Raw genomic sequence first — 15,312 nt, forward strand, 5'->3', positions numbered from 1 at the left:
AGTGGCGGGCAAATTACTCCCGCCGCCTGGCAAACGGTAGAGGAAAAGGTAGGACCAAGTCCTGCGGCCCTCAGCCCTTCCGGTCTTCGATGGGCATCGGCACGTAACGCAGGTCGCCGTCGCGGCTGAACAGCATAAGGACGGTCTTGCGCCCCTGGCTGCGCGCGTCGTCCACCAGACGGTTCAGATCCTCCGGGGTCTTCACCGGCTCCTGCCCGGCCTCCACGATCACGTCGCCGGCTTCGATCCCGCGCTCGCTGGCGACGCTGGCGTCGCCCACCTCGGTCACCACCACGCCTTCCACATCGGGATTGATCGAGAAACTGTCGCGCAGGCCGGGGGTCAGCGGCGACAGGGTCAGGCCGAGAACCGTCTTGCTGTCCACCGTCGACTCCGGACGCGGCGTGCCGCTCGAACCGGAGAGGGCAACCTGCTGCTCCTGCGGCGCCAGTTCGCCCACCGTGACCGTCAGGGTCTCCGCCTTGCCTTCGCGCACCAGTTCCAGCGGGACGGAGGAGCCGATCTTCGTCGCCGCGACGACCCGCGGCAATTCGCGCATCTGCTCGATGGATTCGCCGTTGAAGCGGGTGATGACGTCGCCCTGGCGCACGCCGCCCTTCCCCGCCGGTCCCTCCGGCGACACGCTGGTCACCAGGGCGCCCGAGGGTTCCTGCATGCCCAGGCTTTCGGCTATGTCCGGGGTCACGCTCTGCACCTGGACGCCCAGCCAGCCGCGGCGCACCTGCCCATGGTCGCGCAATTGCTCGATGACCGGACGCGCGATGGAGGATGGGATGGCGAAGCCGATGCCCACCGACCCACCGGTCGGCGAATAGATGGCGGTGTTGATGCCGATCACCTCCCCATTGAGGTTGTAGAGCGGACCACCGGAATTGCCGCGGTTGATCGAAGCGTCCGTCTGCAGATAGTCGTCATACGGTCCCTGCTGGATGTCGCGCTGCCGGGCGGACAGGATTCCCGCCGTCACCGATCCGCCCAGGCCGAAGGGATTGCCGATGGCGACCACCCAGTCGCCGACCCGCACCGCGTCGCTGTCGCCCCAGGGGGCGGCCACCAGAGGTTTCCGGCTTTCGACCTTCAGAACGGCGAGGTCGGTCGGCCCGTCCGCCCCGACGAGCTTCGCCGGCAGTTTCGTGCCGTCGTGCAGAGTCACGGAAATCTCCGCCGCTTCGGACACCACATGGCTGTTGGTGACCACGAAGCCCGACGGGTCGATGACGAATCCGGACCCCAGCGCCGCCGTCGGGCGCGGTGCCTGCTGCTGCTGTTGCGGCTGGCCGCGCTGGCGGTCGCGGAACTCGCGGAAGAATTCCTCGAAAGGGGAGCCCGGCGGGAAATCGGGCAGTTCCTGACCGCGCGGCCCCGCCTGCGGACCGCCCTGCGGGGCCGCCTGCGTGGTGGAGATGAAGACCACCGCGTCCAACTGCTTGTCCGCGAGATCGGCGAAGGTCGGAGGCGCGTTCGGCGGCAGAAGGGACGCCAGCGGGGGAGCGGCGGATTCGGGTGCCGCCCCGCCCGCGTCCTGCGCCAGCACCGGGGGAGACAAAGCCAGAAAGGCGGCGACAAGCCCCACAGGCGCGGCGGACGCCGCCCATCGTGATGCAGATCCAAATTCCAATCCGGTCCGCCGCAGCGGAAGGCGGGACAGGCGCCGGAACCGGGCGATGGAATATCGGGCGATGGAACGCGGCATGAATGAACTCCGCCTATCGGACAGCACGCACCCGCGAGGGGCGCTTCATGTCAACAGAACGCTCCGCAACGCATTCCGGACCGCAGCGGATTTTCAAACCGCTTTGCAACCGCTTCCTGCACGACGATTCGTGAAAGAAAACTTTTAAAATCGTCGCCCGCGAATGTTCCTATGCGGTTCGCCCAAACGCCCGCCCACAGCGCATTCCTGCCTTCGGACTATGGCTCCGGCAACTCGCCTAAGCGCAATTTTTCCATGCGGCGCAAAGTTCTTCTGGCATTTTCCCAGCGAGTTCCCGATATTCATCGATACCGACAACATCGCACGCAAAATCGGCTCCTGACGTGATGCTCGTGCACGCGCCCGCGTGACGCTGCGTCAGAAGGCGCGCGATACGGCCCAAGCAGCGTACGCATGACTCAAAATTCACTTTGGCAACCGAGCGACATAATGAACGCAGAAACCGGGTCCGAACCGGAGGCTCCGAAGAAGCGCGGACGAATCCCCCAGTCGGCGTGGCCGCAGATTCTTGAGCGTTACCGTTCCGGCGCAACCCTGTCGGCGATCGCGCGTGAATTCGAATGCACGCCGAGCGCCATTTCCTACATCATTCGCAAGGCCGAGGCCGCCAGCGACGCCGCCAGCGACAAGGACGCGACGGCCGAAGGCGCCGAGGATGCAGCCGTTGCGGAAGCGCCGGCCGGCGATGCGCTGGCGGAAGAGCCCCCCGCGGCTCCCGCTCCGGTTGCGGCTGCCGAAGCTCCGGCGCCCGTGAAGCCGGCCCGCCGCGCTGCCGAGCCCCGTCCGGAGTCGGTGAAGGAGGCCCGCGCCGCTGCGCCGGTCCCTGTCCAGGCTGCGGCGCCTCAGGCTGCGGCTCCCCAGCCGGCTCCGGTCCAGCCGTCCGCTCCGGCCCACACCGAGACGTTGCGCCTCAACCGTCCGGACACGCAGCCCGCTTCCCAGCCGGCCAACCACCAGCCGGCCAACCACCAGCCGGTTGCGGCGCAGCCGGTGCCGGTGCCCGCCGAAGCCGCTTCCCAGCCCGCCCCGGCGGAGGGCAACCGTCCGGCCGGCTCCAACCCGCCGCCGGTCGATGCCGTGGAGGCGCGGCTGCGCGACACGGCGCGCGGCTGCCTGAACGCCTACCGCGGCTGGCGCCAGCAGCCGGGCGAAGCGTCCATCCAGGCGCTGTCGGAAGCGGTGCACGAACTGCGCAAGGCTTTGGCCCGCATCGAGATCGACATGTCGGCCAGCCGCCGCGAGGAGCAGGCGATTCGGCCCATTCCGATCCCGGCGCACCGCACCGCACGCCGCACGCCGTAAGACCGGGCCATCAGAACGGGTCGCCTCGATACTGCTTGGGTCGTTGAAAAGCCCTTCCCCACCAGCCGGGGAAGGGCTTTTTCATGGCCGCACGACTTTGGGCATAGGCTTCCGGCGGGCGGGGCCTACCTCCAACGCATCGGGAAAAAGCCCTACGATCCTTGCTGGAATGCCGGTTATAATGGGGGCAACAAACCAAGCATAATCCTGGAGGAACGCCCGATGACCTTCCGCAGGAACACCGAACTGCCCGAAGCGGTGAAGCGGTGCCTGCCGCCGCCCGCGCAGGACATTTACCGCTCCGCCTTCAATCACACTTGGCAGAGCTGCCGGTCGCCGGAGGCGCGTCACGCCATGCAGCGCGAATTGCTGGCCCACAAGGTCGCCTGGGCGGCGGTCCGGCGGCGCTACGAGCCGGACGGCAGCGGCTGGCGCCCCAAACACTGAGGCGCCTCGGCCTGCCCTGGGGCGCCGTTCGCGCGCCCTATTCCTTCTCCACGACGGTGAAGCTGCTGAGGTCGCCCTTGGCGCGTTCCTCGGACGGCAGGCGGCCCTGGACGATGTAGCAAATGTTTTCGGCCACGTTCGTGGCGTGGTCCCCGGCGCGCTCGATGGACTTCGCCACGAACAGCAGATGGGTGCAGCCGGTGATCTGCGCCGGGGATTCCATCATGTAGGTCAGGAATTCGCGGAACAGGCTGGTGTAGGCCGCATCGACCTGCCCATCCCGGTTGCGGACGGCCAGCGCGCGTTCGGCGTCCTGGGTGTCGTAGGCCGCCACCACGTCGCGGATCATGCCGAGCACCGTCTCGCCCATCCAGGACAGCGACGCGATGGGCGGTTCCACCGGCAAGGCCGCCAGGGTGACGGCGCGCTTGGCGACCGAACCCGCGAAGTCCCCCATGCGCTCCAGGTTCGACGCGATCTTCAGGGCCGACACGATGTCGCGCAAATCCTTGGCCATGGGCTGGCGCAAGGCCAGAAGCCGCACGCACAACGCCTCCAGCTCCAGCTCCAGCCGGTCGATTTCGGCGTCGGCTTCGATCACGCGGCTGGCCTTGGCGGCGTCCCGCTCCGCGATGGCTTCCAGCGCCGCGGCGAACTGGCTTTCCACCTGTTGCCCCATGGTCACGATGATCTGGTGCAGCCGCGCCAGTTCCGCGTCGAAGGCTGCCACTGTATGTCCGCCGGTCATTCCCGAATTCTCCATTCCCCTGTGCCATATGTCCCTGTGCCATGCCGGTCCGGCATCGCATCGTGCCCGGCCGCAGAACGGCATGTTAACAATTAAACCAGATTATCTATGACACCGCTAACGCTGGAGTAACCGCGCCCCTGCCCCTGTGCTGCGCCGCGCCGGGAACGGGCCGAATGTCGGACGGGGTCATGACGCCACATGAGTTGGTCGCCGTGCTGGAAAAGCACGAGCGCTGGCTGAAGAACCGGTCGGGCGGCAACCGTGCCAACCTGACCATGGCCAACCTGGAGGGGTCGAACCTCGCCGGAGTCGAGTTGACGCAGGGCAAGCTGTCCGGGGCCAACATGGCCCACTGCGACCTGTCAAACGCCAACCTCAGCCACGCCGACCTGTTCGCCGCCCATCTGACGAAGGCCGACCTCACCGGCTGCAACCTCTACCGGGCCGACCTGCGTGGCGCCCACATGCGCGGCGCCAAACTGAAACGGGCCGTTCTGAAGGAGGCGGACCTGCGCGGCGGCGCGCTGCTGTATGGCGGGTCCGGTGCGAACGGCGGCAAGGGGCTGGACTTCGTGCGGTCCGACCTGTCCGGCAGCGACATGGACGACGCGATGATGTCGAACGCCAATCTGTCCGGCGCCGACCTGACCGACGTTTCGATGAACGGGGCGGATTGCGAGGGCGCGCTGATGGCCGGGGCGACGCTGATGCGCTCCACCATGAAGAACTGCAACCTCGCCCGCGCCGACCTGCGCGGCTGCAACCTGTCCGGCGTCAATCTTCAGGGCGCCATCCTGCGCGATGCGAACCTGAACGGCGCTGTGCTGGCCGGCGCCAACCTGCGCAACGCCGATCTTCAAGGCGCGAAGATGGAGGGGACGGACCTCGCCGGGGCCGACACCACCGGCGCCAACATGGCCCGCTCCGCCGAGAATTTCTCGATCCAGATCCAGGAAGCGCTGCACAACCACTACACCTGGATCAACACCAACGGCGCCATGGGGACGCGCGCCGATCTCAGCGGGGCCGACCTGTCGCACATCGATCTTCACGGCGTGAACCTGTCCGGGGCGAACCTGCGCGGCGTACGGCTGGTCGGGGCCAAGATGCGCGACGCCCTGCTCATCATGTGCGACATCTCCGCCGCCGACCTGACGGGCAGCGACTTCAGCGGCGCCATCCTCGACGGGGCGACCCTGCGCGGCACCAACCTGTCCGGCGCGCGATTCGACGGGGCGGGCATCGGCTGGGTGGACATCAAGGGACTGGACGGCAAACCGACCGGACGGCTGTGGGCGGCGAATCTGACCGGCAGCAACTTCACCGGTGCCTCCTGCATCCGCATCAATCTGCGCGGGGCGAATCTGGCCGGCTGCGACTTCTCCAACGCCGACCTGACCGGGGCCATCCTCAGCGACGCGAACGTCCGCGATGCCCGCTTCACGGGCGCCAACCTGACCGGCGCCAGCCTGCCGCCGCCGCCCGATCCGGACGATTGACCGCCGCCCCGCCACTCACCCCAACTCGTCGTCACCGCCGATGGGCGGCAGACCACCGAGGTTGGCGGACACGCGGCTGAGCACGCTGACCGTCAGAGCCAGTTCACCGGGCGAGATCCCCAGGGTCGCGTTCTCTTCGATTTCCCCCACGCAGGGCAGGACGTCGGACCGCAGTGACTTGCCCTTCGGCGTCAGATAGATGTTCACCTTGCGCCGGTCGTGAGGGTTGCGCACCCGCTGGACCAGTTCGCACCGTTCCAGATTGTTCAGCGCGGTCACCGTGGTGGGCTCCATCATGCCGACCCGCTGGCTCAACTCGCGTTGGGTCAGCCCGTCCTGCTCCCACAGGGCGCGGAGAAAATACCACTGCCCCATGCTGACGCCGTATCCGGCGATTCGGTGTTGAAGCGCGCGCGTCATGGCGCGGTGCGCCTCCCGCACGGCACGGGGAAGAGTGAGGTCGGGCCGGGGGAGCGCGTCGGCACCCTCCTCGTCCGGCTCGGCAGACATCGGTTCCTGTCTCTTGAAACGCCCAACCATGACGACGATCTCTCAGCAGCCGTCCGTGGGGCCGGGGAATCGGTGTAGCGGACGAAATCAACGACCCCGACCATAGCTTTTCCCGGAAAAATCGTAAAGCGGATGCGAACATAAATTTTTCAAGCATGCAATAATATGTCGCGCATCCGAAGCGCGAGATCCGCGCCCGTTCTTTTGCAAATGTTCGTATGACTGCCTAATCCGCGGGTTCCACCGACCTGAGCCGACAGGGCGCCTAAGGGTGTGGGCCACCGGCAATTCTGAAACGTTTGTGACAGGGCGGAGACGGGGTTGCGCGCCCGGTCTTCCGCCGACTAACACGGCACAGCACCACGCAAGAGCACAGGAGCACCAGCTTATGCGCCCCACCACCGGACGCACCGTCACCGTCGCGGCGACCCAGATGGCCTGCGGTTGGGACCGCGAAGCCAATGTGAGCGGCGTCGAGCGCCTCGTGCGAGAGGCGGCGGCGCGCGGCGCGCAGATCATCCTGCCGCAGGAACTGTTCGAGACTCCTTATTTCTGCAAGGACCAGAAGCAGGACCTGTTCGCCCTCGCCCACCCGATCGACGATCACCCGGTGATCGCGCGGATGAGCGCGCTCGCCCGCGAACTGTCCGTGGTGATCCCCACCAGCGTTTTCGAGCGGGCGAGGAACGCCTATTACAACTCGCTGGCGATGATCGACGCGGACGGCTCGGTGCTTGGCGTCTATCGCAAGTCCCACATTCCGGACGGCCCCGGTTATCAGGAGAAATACTACTTCAACCCCGGCGACACCGGCTTCCAGGTCTACAAGACGCGCTACGCCGCCATCGGCTGCGCGATCTGCTGGGACCAGTGGTTTCCGGAATCGGCCCGCGCCATGGCGTTGAAGGGGGCCGAAATCCTCTTCTACCCCACCGCCATCGGGTCCGAGCCTCAGGACGGGTCGCTGGACAGCCAGGCCCACTGGACACGGGTGATGCAGGGGCATGCCGGGGCCAACCTGATGCCGCTGGTCGCCTCCAACCGGATCGGACGGGAAGAGGGGGAGACCTGCGGGATCACCTTCTACGGGTCGTCCTTCATCGCCGGACCGACCGGGGAACTGGTGGCGCAGGCCGACCGGGAGAGCGAGACGGTCCTCACCGCCAGCTTCGACCTGGACCGCATCGCCGCCCAGCGCGCGTCCTGGGGCGTCTTCCGCGACCGCCGTCCGGAGCTTTACGGCCCGCTGCTGACCCTCGACGGCGAGACGCCCGTCCGCCGGTGACGGCAGGAACCGGCGGCGTCAGACCATGAAACCGGCGGTGCCGGTTCGCCGGCCGATCCCGAAGGCCGCCGCATAAGCCGCCGCACCGCGCGCCGCCAGCGCCGGTGCGGCGGTGTCGCTTCCCGACCCGTGGTCTTGCCCGCCATCCTGTCCGCCGGCGGAACCGCTGCCCGAAGCCCCCTGCTGTGAGCCCTTGCGCCGCGACTCCTGCTGCGCCTGCATCTTGGCGGCGTCGGCCTGCTGCGCGACGCGGAGGTCCTGGGAAGATGGGTCGGACGGAGCCAGCGCCGCCGCCTTGACCGTCTCCATCTTGCGGATGGTCGATTCGGGATCGCGCTCCGCGCTGACGTCCACCTGGACTTCGCCGGCGGTCGCGTAGTTCTTGCCGTCGGGTCCGCGGGTGAAGGTGAAGGAGGCGCCGCCCGCATGGGGGCCGCCGGCCGCCTGATGCGCCGCCTCGTGCTGGCGGACGCTGGCATCGATGCGCTTGAGTTCCTGAACCTGCCGTTGCTGATCCTCGGTCAGCCTGTTGGACGGATCATCGGACGCCTGCTGGTCGCTGTCCCGACTCCGGGCGCGCACCGACAGGCCGGTCCGCAGAGGCGGCAGCCCGTGAACGCCAGTGGACGATACACCCGCAACCATGGCCCGCGGCTCCTGCGCGCTCCACGCGATGGCGTCCAGTCTACACGTGCGGCGCCGCCGCGGCAACGCGGCTTGACCGTTGCCTTTTCCGGAATTCACACGCATTAGTATGCATTGCACCCGCCCTCACCAATCGCGGAAGGGCCGGGTATCGGGATATTGGTCATTTATGTTTGCTGCTGCGTGCAGGATTCTCGCCCGGTTGGTGCCGCTGGCGGCGCTGATGCTGTGGGCGTTCGCCGTGTCGGCCATGGAACCGGCGCGCACGGCACCTCCTGCCCGCAGCATGGCTGTTCCCCCGCAAGCCGTCCCTCATCGGAGCCCTGCCGGGACGCCCTCCTCCGGCCCCGACGCGCTGTCTCCGGTGGAGGCCGCCTACAGCGAGCGGGCGGGCGCGGTCCTTCGCCAGTTCGGCTACGACCAGTTCGGCCCCGAATCCACCCGGCGCGACGGTTCGGGCGCGGTGCAGGCGGATTACACGCTGGGACCGGGCGACGAGCTTCTGGTGACGCTGCGCGGCCAGAAATCCTCCAGCAAGCGCTACACCATCGATGGAACCGGGTTGCTGACCGCCGACGACGTGCGGCCCGTTGTGGCGCAAGGGCTGACCCTGACGGAACTGCGCGCGCAGCTTGCCGACGCCGTGACGGCCTCCTTTCCCGACACGGACGTGTATGTCACGGTGACGGAGGTCCGGCGCATCGGCATCCTCGTGACCGGCGCCGTGGCCCGCCCGGGGCGGCAGGAGGTCGGGGCTTTCGCCACGCTGATCGACGCGCTGACCGCTTCGGGCGGCGTCACACGCGGCGGGTCGCTGCGCCGCATCCGCCTGTTCCGTTCGAGCATGGCGGGAAGCGCCGCCCCCGCCGGGCTCCCCATCGATCTGTACGATCTGTTCATGACCGGAGACGGCACCGACGCGGGCATCCGGCTGCGCGACGGCGACCGGATCTTCGTGCCGCCGCTCGGCCCCACCGTGGCGCTGGCCGGCCTGTTGAAGCGGCCCGGCGTCTATGAGCTTCCCCCCGGCCAGGATCGCCTGCCGCTCGCCGCCGCGACGGAGATGGCCGGCGGCCTTCTGCGGCCCGGCGCGCACCGGGCGCTGCGCTACGCCATCGGCCCGGACGGCGAGGAGCGGGCGGAGGAGATGGCCGAAGCGAACGCCGCCCGGCTGGGCGACGGCGACCTTCTGCTGCTGTCGCCCCGGCGCGAGGACCGCCGCGGCGACCTTCGGCTGGACGGCCATGTCCTGCGCCCCGGCCCGCGGGCCCTGGAACGGACACCGTCCATCGCGGCGCTGATCTCGTCGGCGGATCTGGGGCCGGCGCCCTACCTGCCCTTCGCCGTGCTCGCCTCCACCGATCCCGGGAGCCGGGCGCGGGTGCTCAGGCCCATCGATCTGGGGGCCGTGCTGAAGGGAAACGACCGGCGGCGCCTGGACGAAGGCGATACCCTGTATGTGCTGGGAGCGGAGGATGTGGATTTCCTGACCTCGGAACCGGTGCTGGAGCTGTTGCGCGGCGCCCGCGATCCGGCACCGGACGCCTGCCGCGGTCTGGTCGTTCTGGCCCGCGCGCTGACGGCGCAACCGGACGGCCCGCTCGCCAAAGGCCCCCAGGCGCGGGCGGCGGCGGGGTTGACCGGCGGGCGCACGCCTTGCCCGCCCCTGTTCGAATCGGTCCCGGACCTTCTCGTCTTCGCTCTGGAGCATTCCACCCTGCTGATGGGCGGCGTCCCCCGCCCCGGATTCTATCCCTCCGCCGGGCGGGGGACCGCCGGGGATCTGGCGCTCGCCGCGGGCGGGCCGGAGGTTGCAGACTACGACGCACCGTACGGCACGCCGTCCTATGGGGGCGCATCGCAGCGCCGCGCGGCGGGGCCGGGAACCGTCCTGGAGCCGGATGAACCGGTCTACGAGTTGACCGGCCACGTCCGCCGGCCCGGAGTCCGTTCCCTGGCGGGCGGCGCCACGCTGCGCGACGCCTTGACCGGCGGCGATGCCCTGAAGCGGGACGTCTACCCTCTGCTGGGCGTCATCGAACGTTTCGACCGCCGCACCCTCGCACGCCGCCTGATTCCGTTCTCACCGCAAGAGGTGGCCTCCGGGCAGGCCAACCGCAAGCTGGCCGACGGCGACCGGGTGCGCCTGCTGTCCGCCGCCGAGGTCCGTTCGCTGACCAGCCCACCCGAGGAGGGAAAGCCCGCGACGCCGCCGCCCGACGCGGAGCCCCCGCTCCCCGCCGACATCGCAGCGCTGGTGCGGGAACGTGGCGTGCAGGTGCGGGGCGCCGTGCGCAGTCCCGGCGCCTATCCCGTGGCGGAGGCGGCGACCGTCGACGCGCTTCTGTCCGCGGCGGGCGGCTCGTCCGCCACGGCCGATCCCGCCAGCCTGGAGGTCACCACCGCCACCGGCCAGCGCCGCCGCCTGGACCTGCGGGATGGCGCGTCGGCACGGACGGCACTGCATCCGGGCGACAGCCTGCGGCTCAACCCGGCGCCCCAGGCCCTGGAAGCGCGGGCGGTCACCATTTCCGGAGCGGTGCGCCGTCCCGGCTCCTACGACGTGGCCCGCGGCGAGACCCTGTCCTCGCTGATCGACCGGGCCGGCGGCCTGACGGAGGAGGCCTATCCCGCCGGAACCAGCTTCCTGCGCGAGAGCGAGCGGAAACGCGAGCGCGCCTGGTTCGACCAGCAGGCCCGCGACCTGGAGCGCTGGATGGTGCAGGAGGTGGAAAAGGGCGAGGCCGCCCGGTCGGACGTCGTCGGGCTGGCCCGGCAGCTCGCGACCCAACTCCGCGGGGTGGAACCGCTGGGCCGCATCGTGGTGGAGGCCGATCCCCTGGTGCTGCGCCAGCGGCCCGAACTGGATGTGCTTCTGGAGCCGGACGACCGAATCCTGGTCCCGAAACGCCCCCTGACCGTCACCGTGACCGGCGAGGTGCTTCACCCGACCGCCGCGCAGTTCGTCAGCGGCAAGACCGCCGAATCCTATCTGCGGGAGGCCGGCGGGGCGAGCCGCAACGCCGACACCGCCCGCATCTTCGTAGTCCTGCCGGACGGGCGGGCGCAGCCGCTGTCCCTGTCCTCGTGGAACCACACGGTCGCGGCGATTCCCCCCGGCTCGTCCATCGTGGTGCCGCGCGACCCGAAGCCCTTCGACGTGATGGAGTTCTCCAAGAACATCGGCAGCATTCTCGGCCAGCTCGCCATCTCGGCGGCGGCCATCGCGGTCATCTCCGAATGACGGGCGGAACGATAACGGTCCGGCTGGCCGTCGTCACGGTGGTCCGCGACGACCTTCCCGGCCTGCTCGCCACCCGCGCCAGCCTGCGTGCCCAGACCATGCCGGCCTACGACTGGTTCATCGCGGACGGCGCCTCCACCGATGGGACCGCCGGCTGGCTGGCCCGCCACGGTGCCGAGGCGGCGTGGTGGCGCTCCGCCCCCGACCGCGGCCTCTATGACGCCATGAACATCGCGCTGGACGCCGTCGCGGACCGGTCGCCGCCCTGCAGCCACGTCCTGTTCCTCAACGCCGGCGACCGGCTTGCCGACGACCGTGTGTTGGAAAGGCTCCTCCCCGCCCTGGCGGAACACCCGGAGTTCGGCCTGCTGTACGGGGACGCACTCGAGGAACGGACCGACGGAGGGTTGGCCGTGAAGCCCGCGAGGTCGCATCGCCGCGCCGCGCTGGGCATGTTCACGCACCATCAGGCCATGATCTACCGGCTGGCCGCCCTGTCCGGAGTCCGATTCGATCTGCGCCACACGCTGGCCGCCGACTACGCCTTCACGTTGACGGTGCTGGACCGAGGGGACCCGGCGCAGCGTCTGCCACTTTCGGTTTGCATCTTCGCCACCGGTGGGCGGTCGCAGCGGGACCCGGCGCGGGGCCGAACGGAGCAGGCGATCATCCGCCGCGAGCTGCTTGGACTTGGCTGGCCGGTGAACGCAACATTATGGGGATTACAATGGCTTGCTCATTCCCTGCGCCAGACAATTCCATGGCTCTACGCGAAATATCGTTTCTTGCCAAATGAACGATCCTTTCTTTCATAAGCTTTATCGACTGAACCACGCATCTAACTGTTGATGCGCACGAAAAGTTGCATAGAATTTACTTTCTGACCTAACCAATTTCCCTGGTGGTGCCAGCCGCCTCCATACTGAGGGTCTATAATGAGTGCAACGAAAACCAAGCTTGCGCCCGCCCACACGCTTTCACGCCGCGGCGAAGGTCCCAACCCCATCGACATCCATGTCGGGGCGCGGTTGCGGCTGCGCCGGACCCTGCTCGGGCTGAGCCAGGAAAAGCTGGGAGAGGCGGTCGGCATCACCTTCCAGCAGCTCCAGAAGTACGAGCGCGGGTCCAACCGCATCAGCGCCAGCCGCCTGTTCAACCTGTCGCAGGTTCTGGGCGTCCCGGTCAGCTACTTCTTCGAGGACATGCCGTCGCCGGAGCACATCGCCACCCCGTCGCCCGACCTTCCGCCGTCCGAGACGGAAGAGTTCGAATCGATGGCCCGCCGCGAAACGTTGGAACTGGTGCGCGCCTACTACCGCATCGAGGACCCTTCCGTGCGCAAGCGCACCTTCGACCTGCTGAAGGCTTTGGGCGGCGAGCGCGCCCTGGACGAGGCAGTGTAAGGCTCGGAACCGTTGGACAGCCCTCAGTCAATGGCGGACGCGCGCGGCATGGCCCGCCGCCGCGCGTCCGCGATCTTCACGCCGATCTGCCAATAATAGAAAGCCCGCGCCAGCGCATGCTGGAACCCCGGGCCGCCATCCAGAAACCCCAGCCGCACCACATACCCATACAAAAAGACCAGGAGCGGACGGGCCGGCAGAACGCCGAGCCATCGCTTCAGCCACCGCCGCGCGCCGGATTCGCACGCGATCAGCTCATCCATCCGCCCATCCGCGCGCAAGGCCGCCTCCCAGTCCGCGTAACGGGCGTGTCGCTCGAACCAAGCCGCGACGGGCTTGTCGTCCGCATGGTCCAGGCTGTGCCGCAGCCGTCCCACGCTGCCGGCGATCACCGGCTGGTAATGACCCTCCACCTCCCACATGGTTGCAACGTCCAGGTCCGGCACCGGCGGGAAGTGCGCCCGCCGCCGGTCGAACAGCGCCAGCTTCCGGTTGCGCGCGCCGAAGCGCAGGCGCCGCCCCAGGAACACCGGGCAGCCATCGATGAAGTAACCGGCATGGCGGGGCTCCTCGGCCAGCAGCGCTGCGATCTCGTCCACCAGCGCACCGCCGAGACGCTCGTCCGCATCGACGAACAGCACCCAGTCGTGGCGGAACGGCAGGTGATCCAGGCACCATTGCTTCTTCTTCGGGTATCGCCCGTCCCATCGGAAGGGCACCACGCGCACGCCAGCCGCTCGGGCGATGGCCTGCGTCCCGTCGGTGCTGCCGCTGTCCACCACGAAGCACTCGGCGAAACGCTCCAGCGCGGGCAGGCAATAGGGGAGATTGTCCTCTTCGTTGCGGGTCATCACCACGACCGACACGGGGATCATGTGGATCATGGAGTCGCCTCTCCACCGGCCCGCCACAGCCGCCGCAGACTGACGACGACGGCCCCCGCCATCAGCCCCACCAGCGTCGCGACGGGGACGACCTGCAAGGGGTTCGGCCAATCCGGACGCTGCGCCGCACCGGGCGGCTCGATGGCGTCCGCCGCGAGCGGCAGGTCGACCTCGATCATCATGGCGATCCGCTCCTGCTCCGACAGCAGGTCGGCGAGCGCGCGGCGGTGCTCGGCCACCGTGATGCCGGCCAGACGGGCGCGGACATGGGCGATCTGCGCGCCGCTCCGCCGGGATGCCTCCGCGCGCAAATGGGCATCGGTCGCCCGGGCCGCGGCGGTCAGAATCCGCAACGCCACCGCGCGGTCCGCGTGGCGCAGGCGCATCCGCCGCATCGGACCGCTGCCCACCATATCGACGACCAGCCGATTCTGAAGGGCGCTCGCCACCCGCTCGGCATCGGGCTCCACCCAGTCCGTCCGTCCGACGAGCGCGAGGAACAGCCGCTTGGCACCCGCCACCGGGCCGGGCGGAGGACGCCATCCGCCGGCCTCCTCGTCCCAGCGGTCGGGAAACAGGCCGCGCAGCAACACCGGATCGGCCATCAGCCGCTCAGCCACCGGGATGGACGTGAAGAGCTGGAGATAGCGCGCGAAGTCCGACAGGATCTCGTCCCCCGGACCGGGCTCCGACGCGGCGGCGGCGGTTTCCCGGCCAATCAGAACGGGCAGCCGCGCGCCCATCGCCGCCGCACCGACGCGGGCGGTCGGCCCGACCAACATGGACGCCGTGTATTGCGGCGTCACCAGCCGCAGGGCGGTCACGGACAGCACCAAGCCAAGGACCGCACCGCCGAGCAGAAGCAGCCGGCCCTCCCACAGCGTCCTTAACAACCGTCGCAGCCGCCGGCCGGCCTCCTCCGCATCGGCCTCCGGCGAGAGGCGGCGCAGCGGCATTCCGTCAGGCATGGGGCAGGCTCCGGCCCCGCGGCATGGTCGCGCCGCGCAACCTTCTCAGGCGCAGCGCATCCGCGAGCGCCGCGAAGCGCCGTGCCGCCGCATCCGCATCCCAGGCCGCCGCGACGGTCAGCGCCCGCCTCCCCTGTTCCGCGCACAAGGCCTGTAGCGCGCCGCGTGGTTTGACGAGTGCCGCCACATGGTTTGACGAGTGCCGCGCAGGTGGATTGTTGTCGCGCACAATCAGTCAGCGCTCTCAATCACGGCCATGGCGTCACGGTAGGCCAGCCACTCCGGTGAAGGGTCGTCGCCGGGTGCGGGATCGGGCGGCCGGCCCTGCCGGACCAGCGCATAGGCGCGGGTTAGGTCGTCGGCGTCCCGCTCGGCGGCAAGCGCGGACTGCCACTCCACCCACGCGGGGTTGGTGGCAGTAGTCGGCTGGCCGGCATGGTCGATGCTGGGCACCGTCTCCGCCGGCAACGCGGGTAGTGCGGCGACGCGGGCCAGCAGCAGGCGCGCATCTTCCAGCACCTCGACGGCGGCCAAGCGCTCCCGCACCAGCGCGTTGTCACGGCGCTGCCCGTCCAGCACGGTGGGAGGAGTGGTCGCCATCGGGTAGGCGTCCTCCGTGCACCGGGCCTGACCGCCCAC

14 protein-coding genes are annotated in these 15,312 nt (G+C 69.1%); 7 read left to right on the forward strand and 7 right to left on the reverse strand.

From position 1 onward, the window contains the following. Positions 1-70 precede the first annotated feature (70 nt). Entirely contained in the window at positions 71-1,714 is a 1,644-nt protein-coding gene (locus tag DS843_RS20995; protein WP_286192230.1) for a Do family serine endopeptidase, read from the reverse strand. A 450-nt stretch (positions 1,715-2,164) separates the two neighbouring features. On the opposite strand from DS843_RS20995, the gene DS843_RS21000 reads away from it, so the two are divergent. Together DS843_RS21000 and DS843_RS21005 are read left to right on the forward strand one after the other, a co-directional pair. After that, positions 2,165-3,037, forward strand: a complete 873-nt coding sequence (locus DS843_RS21000) for a hypothetical protein (RefSeq protein WP_149470789.1) — start codon at positions 2,165-2,167, stop codon at positions 3,035-3,037. 222 nt (positions 3,038-3,259) lie between these two features. Beyond that, positions 3,260-3,484, forward strand: a complete 225-nt coding sequence (locus DS843_RS21005; RefSeq protein WP_149470790.1) for a ChaB family protein — start codon at positions 3,260-3,262, stop codon at positions 3,482-3,484. A gap of 37 nt (positions 3,485-3,521) precedes the next feature. On the opposite strand, the gene phoU is transcribed toward DS843_RS21005, so the two are convergent. Continuing rightward, positions 3,522-4,232, reverse strand: coding sequence for a phosphate signaling complex protein PhoU (gene phoU / locus DS843_RS21010; RefSeq protein ID WP_149470791.1), 711 nt, complete (start codon positions 4,230-4,232; stop codon positions 3,522-3,524). 191 nt (positions 4,233-4,423) lie between these two features. Between phoU and DS843_RS21015 the strand changes: the two genes are divergently transcribed. Then, entirely contained in the window at positions 4,424-5,734 is a 1,311-nt protein-coding gene (locus DS843_RS21015; protein ID WP_149470792.1) for a pentapeptide repeat-containing protein, read from the forward strand. 15 nt (positions 5,735-5,749) lie between these two features. On the opposite strand, the gene DS843_RS21020 is transcribed toward DS843_RS21015, so the two are convergent. Further along, complete coding sequence (locus DS843_RS21020) at positions 5,750-6,244, reverse strand: MarR family winged helix-turn-helix transcriptional regulator (RefSeq protein ID WP_286192231.1); 495 nt, start codon at positions 6,242-6,244, stop codon at positions 5,750-5,752. Between the two features lie 388 nt (positions 6,245-6,632). Here DS843_RS21020 and aguB point away from each other — a divergent pair, with 388 nt between their 5' ends. Next, complete coding sequence (gene aguB, locus DS843_RS21025; protein ID WP_149470794.1) at positions 6,633-7,529, forward strand: N-carbamoylputrescine amidase; 897 nt, start codon at positions 6,633-6,635, stop codon at positions 7,527-7,529. An 18-nt stretch (positions 7,530-7,547) separates the two neighbouring features. Here aguB and DS843_RS21030 read toward each other — a convergent pair whose 3' ends face one another. Next, positions 7,548-8,174, reverse strand: coding sequence for a putative metalloprotease CJM1_0395 family protein (locus tag DS843_RS21030; protein WP_149470795.1), 627 nt, complete (start codon positions 8,172-8,174; stop codon positions 7,548-7,550). Between the two features lie 169 nt (positions 8,175-8,343). Here DS843_RS21030 and DS843_RS21035 point away from each other — a divergent pair, with 169 nt between their 5' ends. From DS843_RS21035 to DS843_RS21045, 3 genes are all read left to right on the forward strand, one after another. Then, positions 8,344-11,418: an SLBB domain-containing protein gene (locus tag DS843_RS21035; protein WP_167525395.1), complete on the forward strand. Its 3,075-nt coding sequence runs from the start codon at positions 8,344-8,346 to the stop codon at positions 11,416-11,418. Beyond that, the gene (locus tag DS843_RS21040; protein WP_149470796.1) at positions 11,415-12,233 is read left to right on the forward strand and encodes a glycosyltransferase; all 819 of its coding nucleotides are present in this window, start codon (positions 11,415-11,417) and stop codon (positions 12,231-12,233) included. The genes DS843_RS21035 and DS843_RS21040 overlap by 4 nt, the downstream gene beginning before the upstream one ends. 120 nt (positions 12,234-12,353) lie before the next feature. Then, a complete protein-coding gene (locus tag DS843_RS21045; protein WP_149470797.1) occupies positions 12,354-12,821 on the forward strand; it encodes a helix-turn-helix domain-containing protein in 468 nt (155 codons plus the stop codon). 23 nt (positions 12,822-12,844) lie between these two features. Here the strand turns inward: DS843_RS21045 and DS843_RS21050 are convergent, their stop codons facing one another. From DS843_RS21050 to DS843_RS21065, 3 genes are all read right to left on the reverse strand, one after another. Continuing rightward, the gene (locus DS843_RS21050) at positions 12,845-13,705 is read right to left on the reverse strand and encodes a glycosyltransferase family 2 protein (protein ID WP_286192232.1); all 861 of its coding nucleotides are present in this window, start codon (positions 13,703-13,705) and stop codon (positions 12,845-12,847) included. Beyond that, positions 13,702-14,673, reverse strand: coding sequence for a Wzz/FepE/Etk N-terminal domain-containing protein (locus DS843_RS21055; protein ID WP_286192233.1), 972 nt, complete (start codon positions 14,671-14,673; stop codon positions 13,702-13,704). The genes DS843_RS21050 and DS843_RS21055 overlap by 4 nt, the downstream gene beginning before the upstream one ends. Before the next feature lie 231 nt (positions 14,674-14,904). Then, entirely contained in the window at positions 14,905-15,273 is a 369-nt protein-coding gene (locus DS843_RS21065; RefSeq protein WP_149470798.1) for a hypothetical protein, read from the reverse strand. Positions 15,274-15,312 lie beyond the last annotated feature (39 nt).

It is taken from the genome of Roseomonas genomospecies 6 (assembly GCF_008365375.1).
Classification (GTDB): Bacteria; Pseudomonadota; Alphaproteobacteria; order Azospirillales; family Azospirillaceae; genus Azospirillum.

Coding starts and splice junctions, on each gene's coding strand:
- DS843_RS20995 (WP_286192230.1), bottom strand. CDS start 1,714: ATGCCGCGTTCCATCGCCCGATATTCCATCGCCCGGTTCCGGCGCCTG.
- DS843_RS21000 (WP_149470789.1), top strand. CDS start 2,165: ATGAACGCAGAAACCGGGTCCGAACCGGAGGCTCCGAAGAAGCGCGGA.
- DS843_RS21005 (WP_149470790.1), top strand. CDS start 3,260: ATGACCTTCCGCAGGAACACCGAACTGCCCGAAGCGGTGAAGCGGTGC.
- phoU (WP_149470791.1), bottom strand. CDS start 4,232: ATGACCGGCGGACATACAGTGGCAGCCTTCGACGCGGAACTGGCGCGG.
- DS843_RS21015 (WP_149470792.1), top strand. CDS start 4,424: ATGACGCCACATGAGTTGGTCGCCGTGCTGGAAAAGCACGAGCGCTGG.
- DS843_RS21020 (WP_286192231.1), bottom strand. CDS start 6,244: ATGTCTGCCGAGCCGGACGAGGAGGGTGCCGACGCGCTCCCCCGGCCC.
- aguB (WP_149470794.1), top strand. CDS start 6,633: ATGCGCCCCACCACCGGACGCACCGTCACCGTCGCGGCGACCCAGATG.
- DS843_RS21030 (WP_149470795.1), bottom strand. CDS start 8,174: ATGGTTGCGGGTGTATCGTCCACTGGCGTTCACGGGCTGCCGCCTCTG.
- DS843_RS21035 (WP_167525395.1), top strand. CDS start 8,344: ATGTTTGCTGCTGCGTGCAGGATTCTCGCCCGGTTGGTGCCGCTGGCG.
- DS843_RS21040 (WP_149470796.1), top strand. CDS start 11,415: ATGACGGGCGGAACGATAACGGTCCGGCTGGCCGTCGTCACGGTGGTC.
- DS843_RS21045 (WP_149470797.1), top strand. CDS start 12,354: ATGAGTGCAACGAAAACCAAGCTTGCGCCCGCCCACACGCTTTCACGC.
- DS843_RS21050 (WP_286192232.1), bottom strand. CDS start 13,705: ATGATCCACATGATCCCCGTGTCGGTCGTGGTGATGACCCGCAACGAA.
- DS843_RS21055 (WP_286192233.1), bottom strand. CDS start 14,673: ATGCCTGACGGAATGCCGCTGCGCCGCCTCTCGCCGGAGGCCGATGCG.
- DS843_RS21065 (WP_149470798.1), bottom strand. CDS start 15,273: ATGGCGACCACTCCTCCCACCGTGCTGGACGGGCAGCGCCGTGACAAC.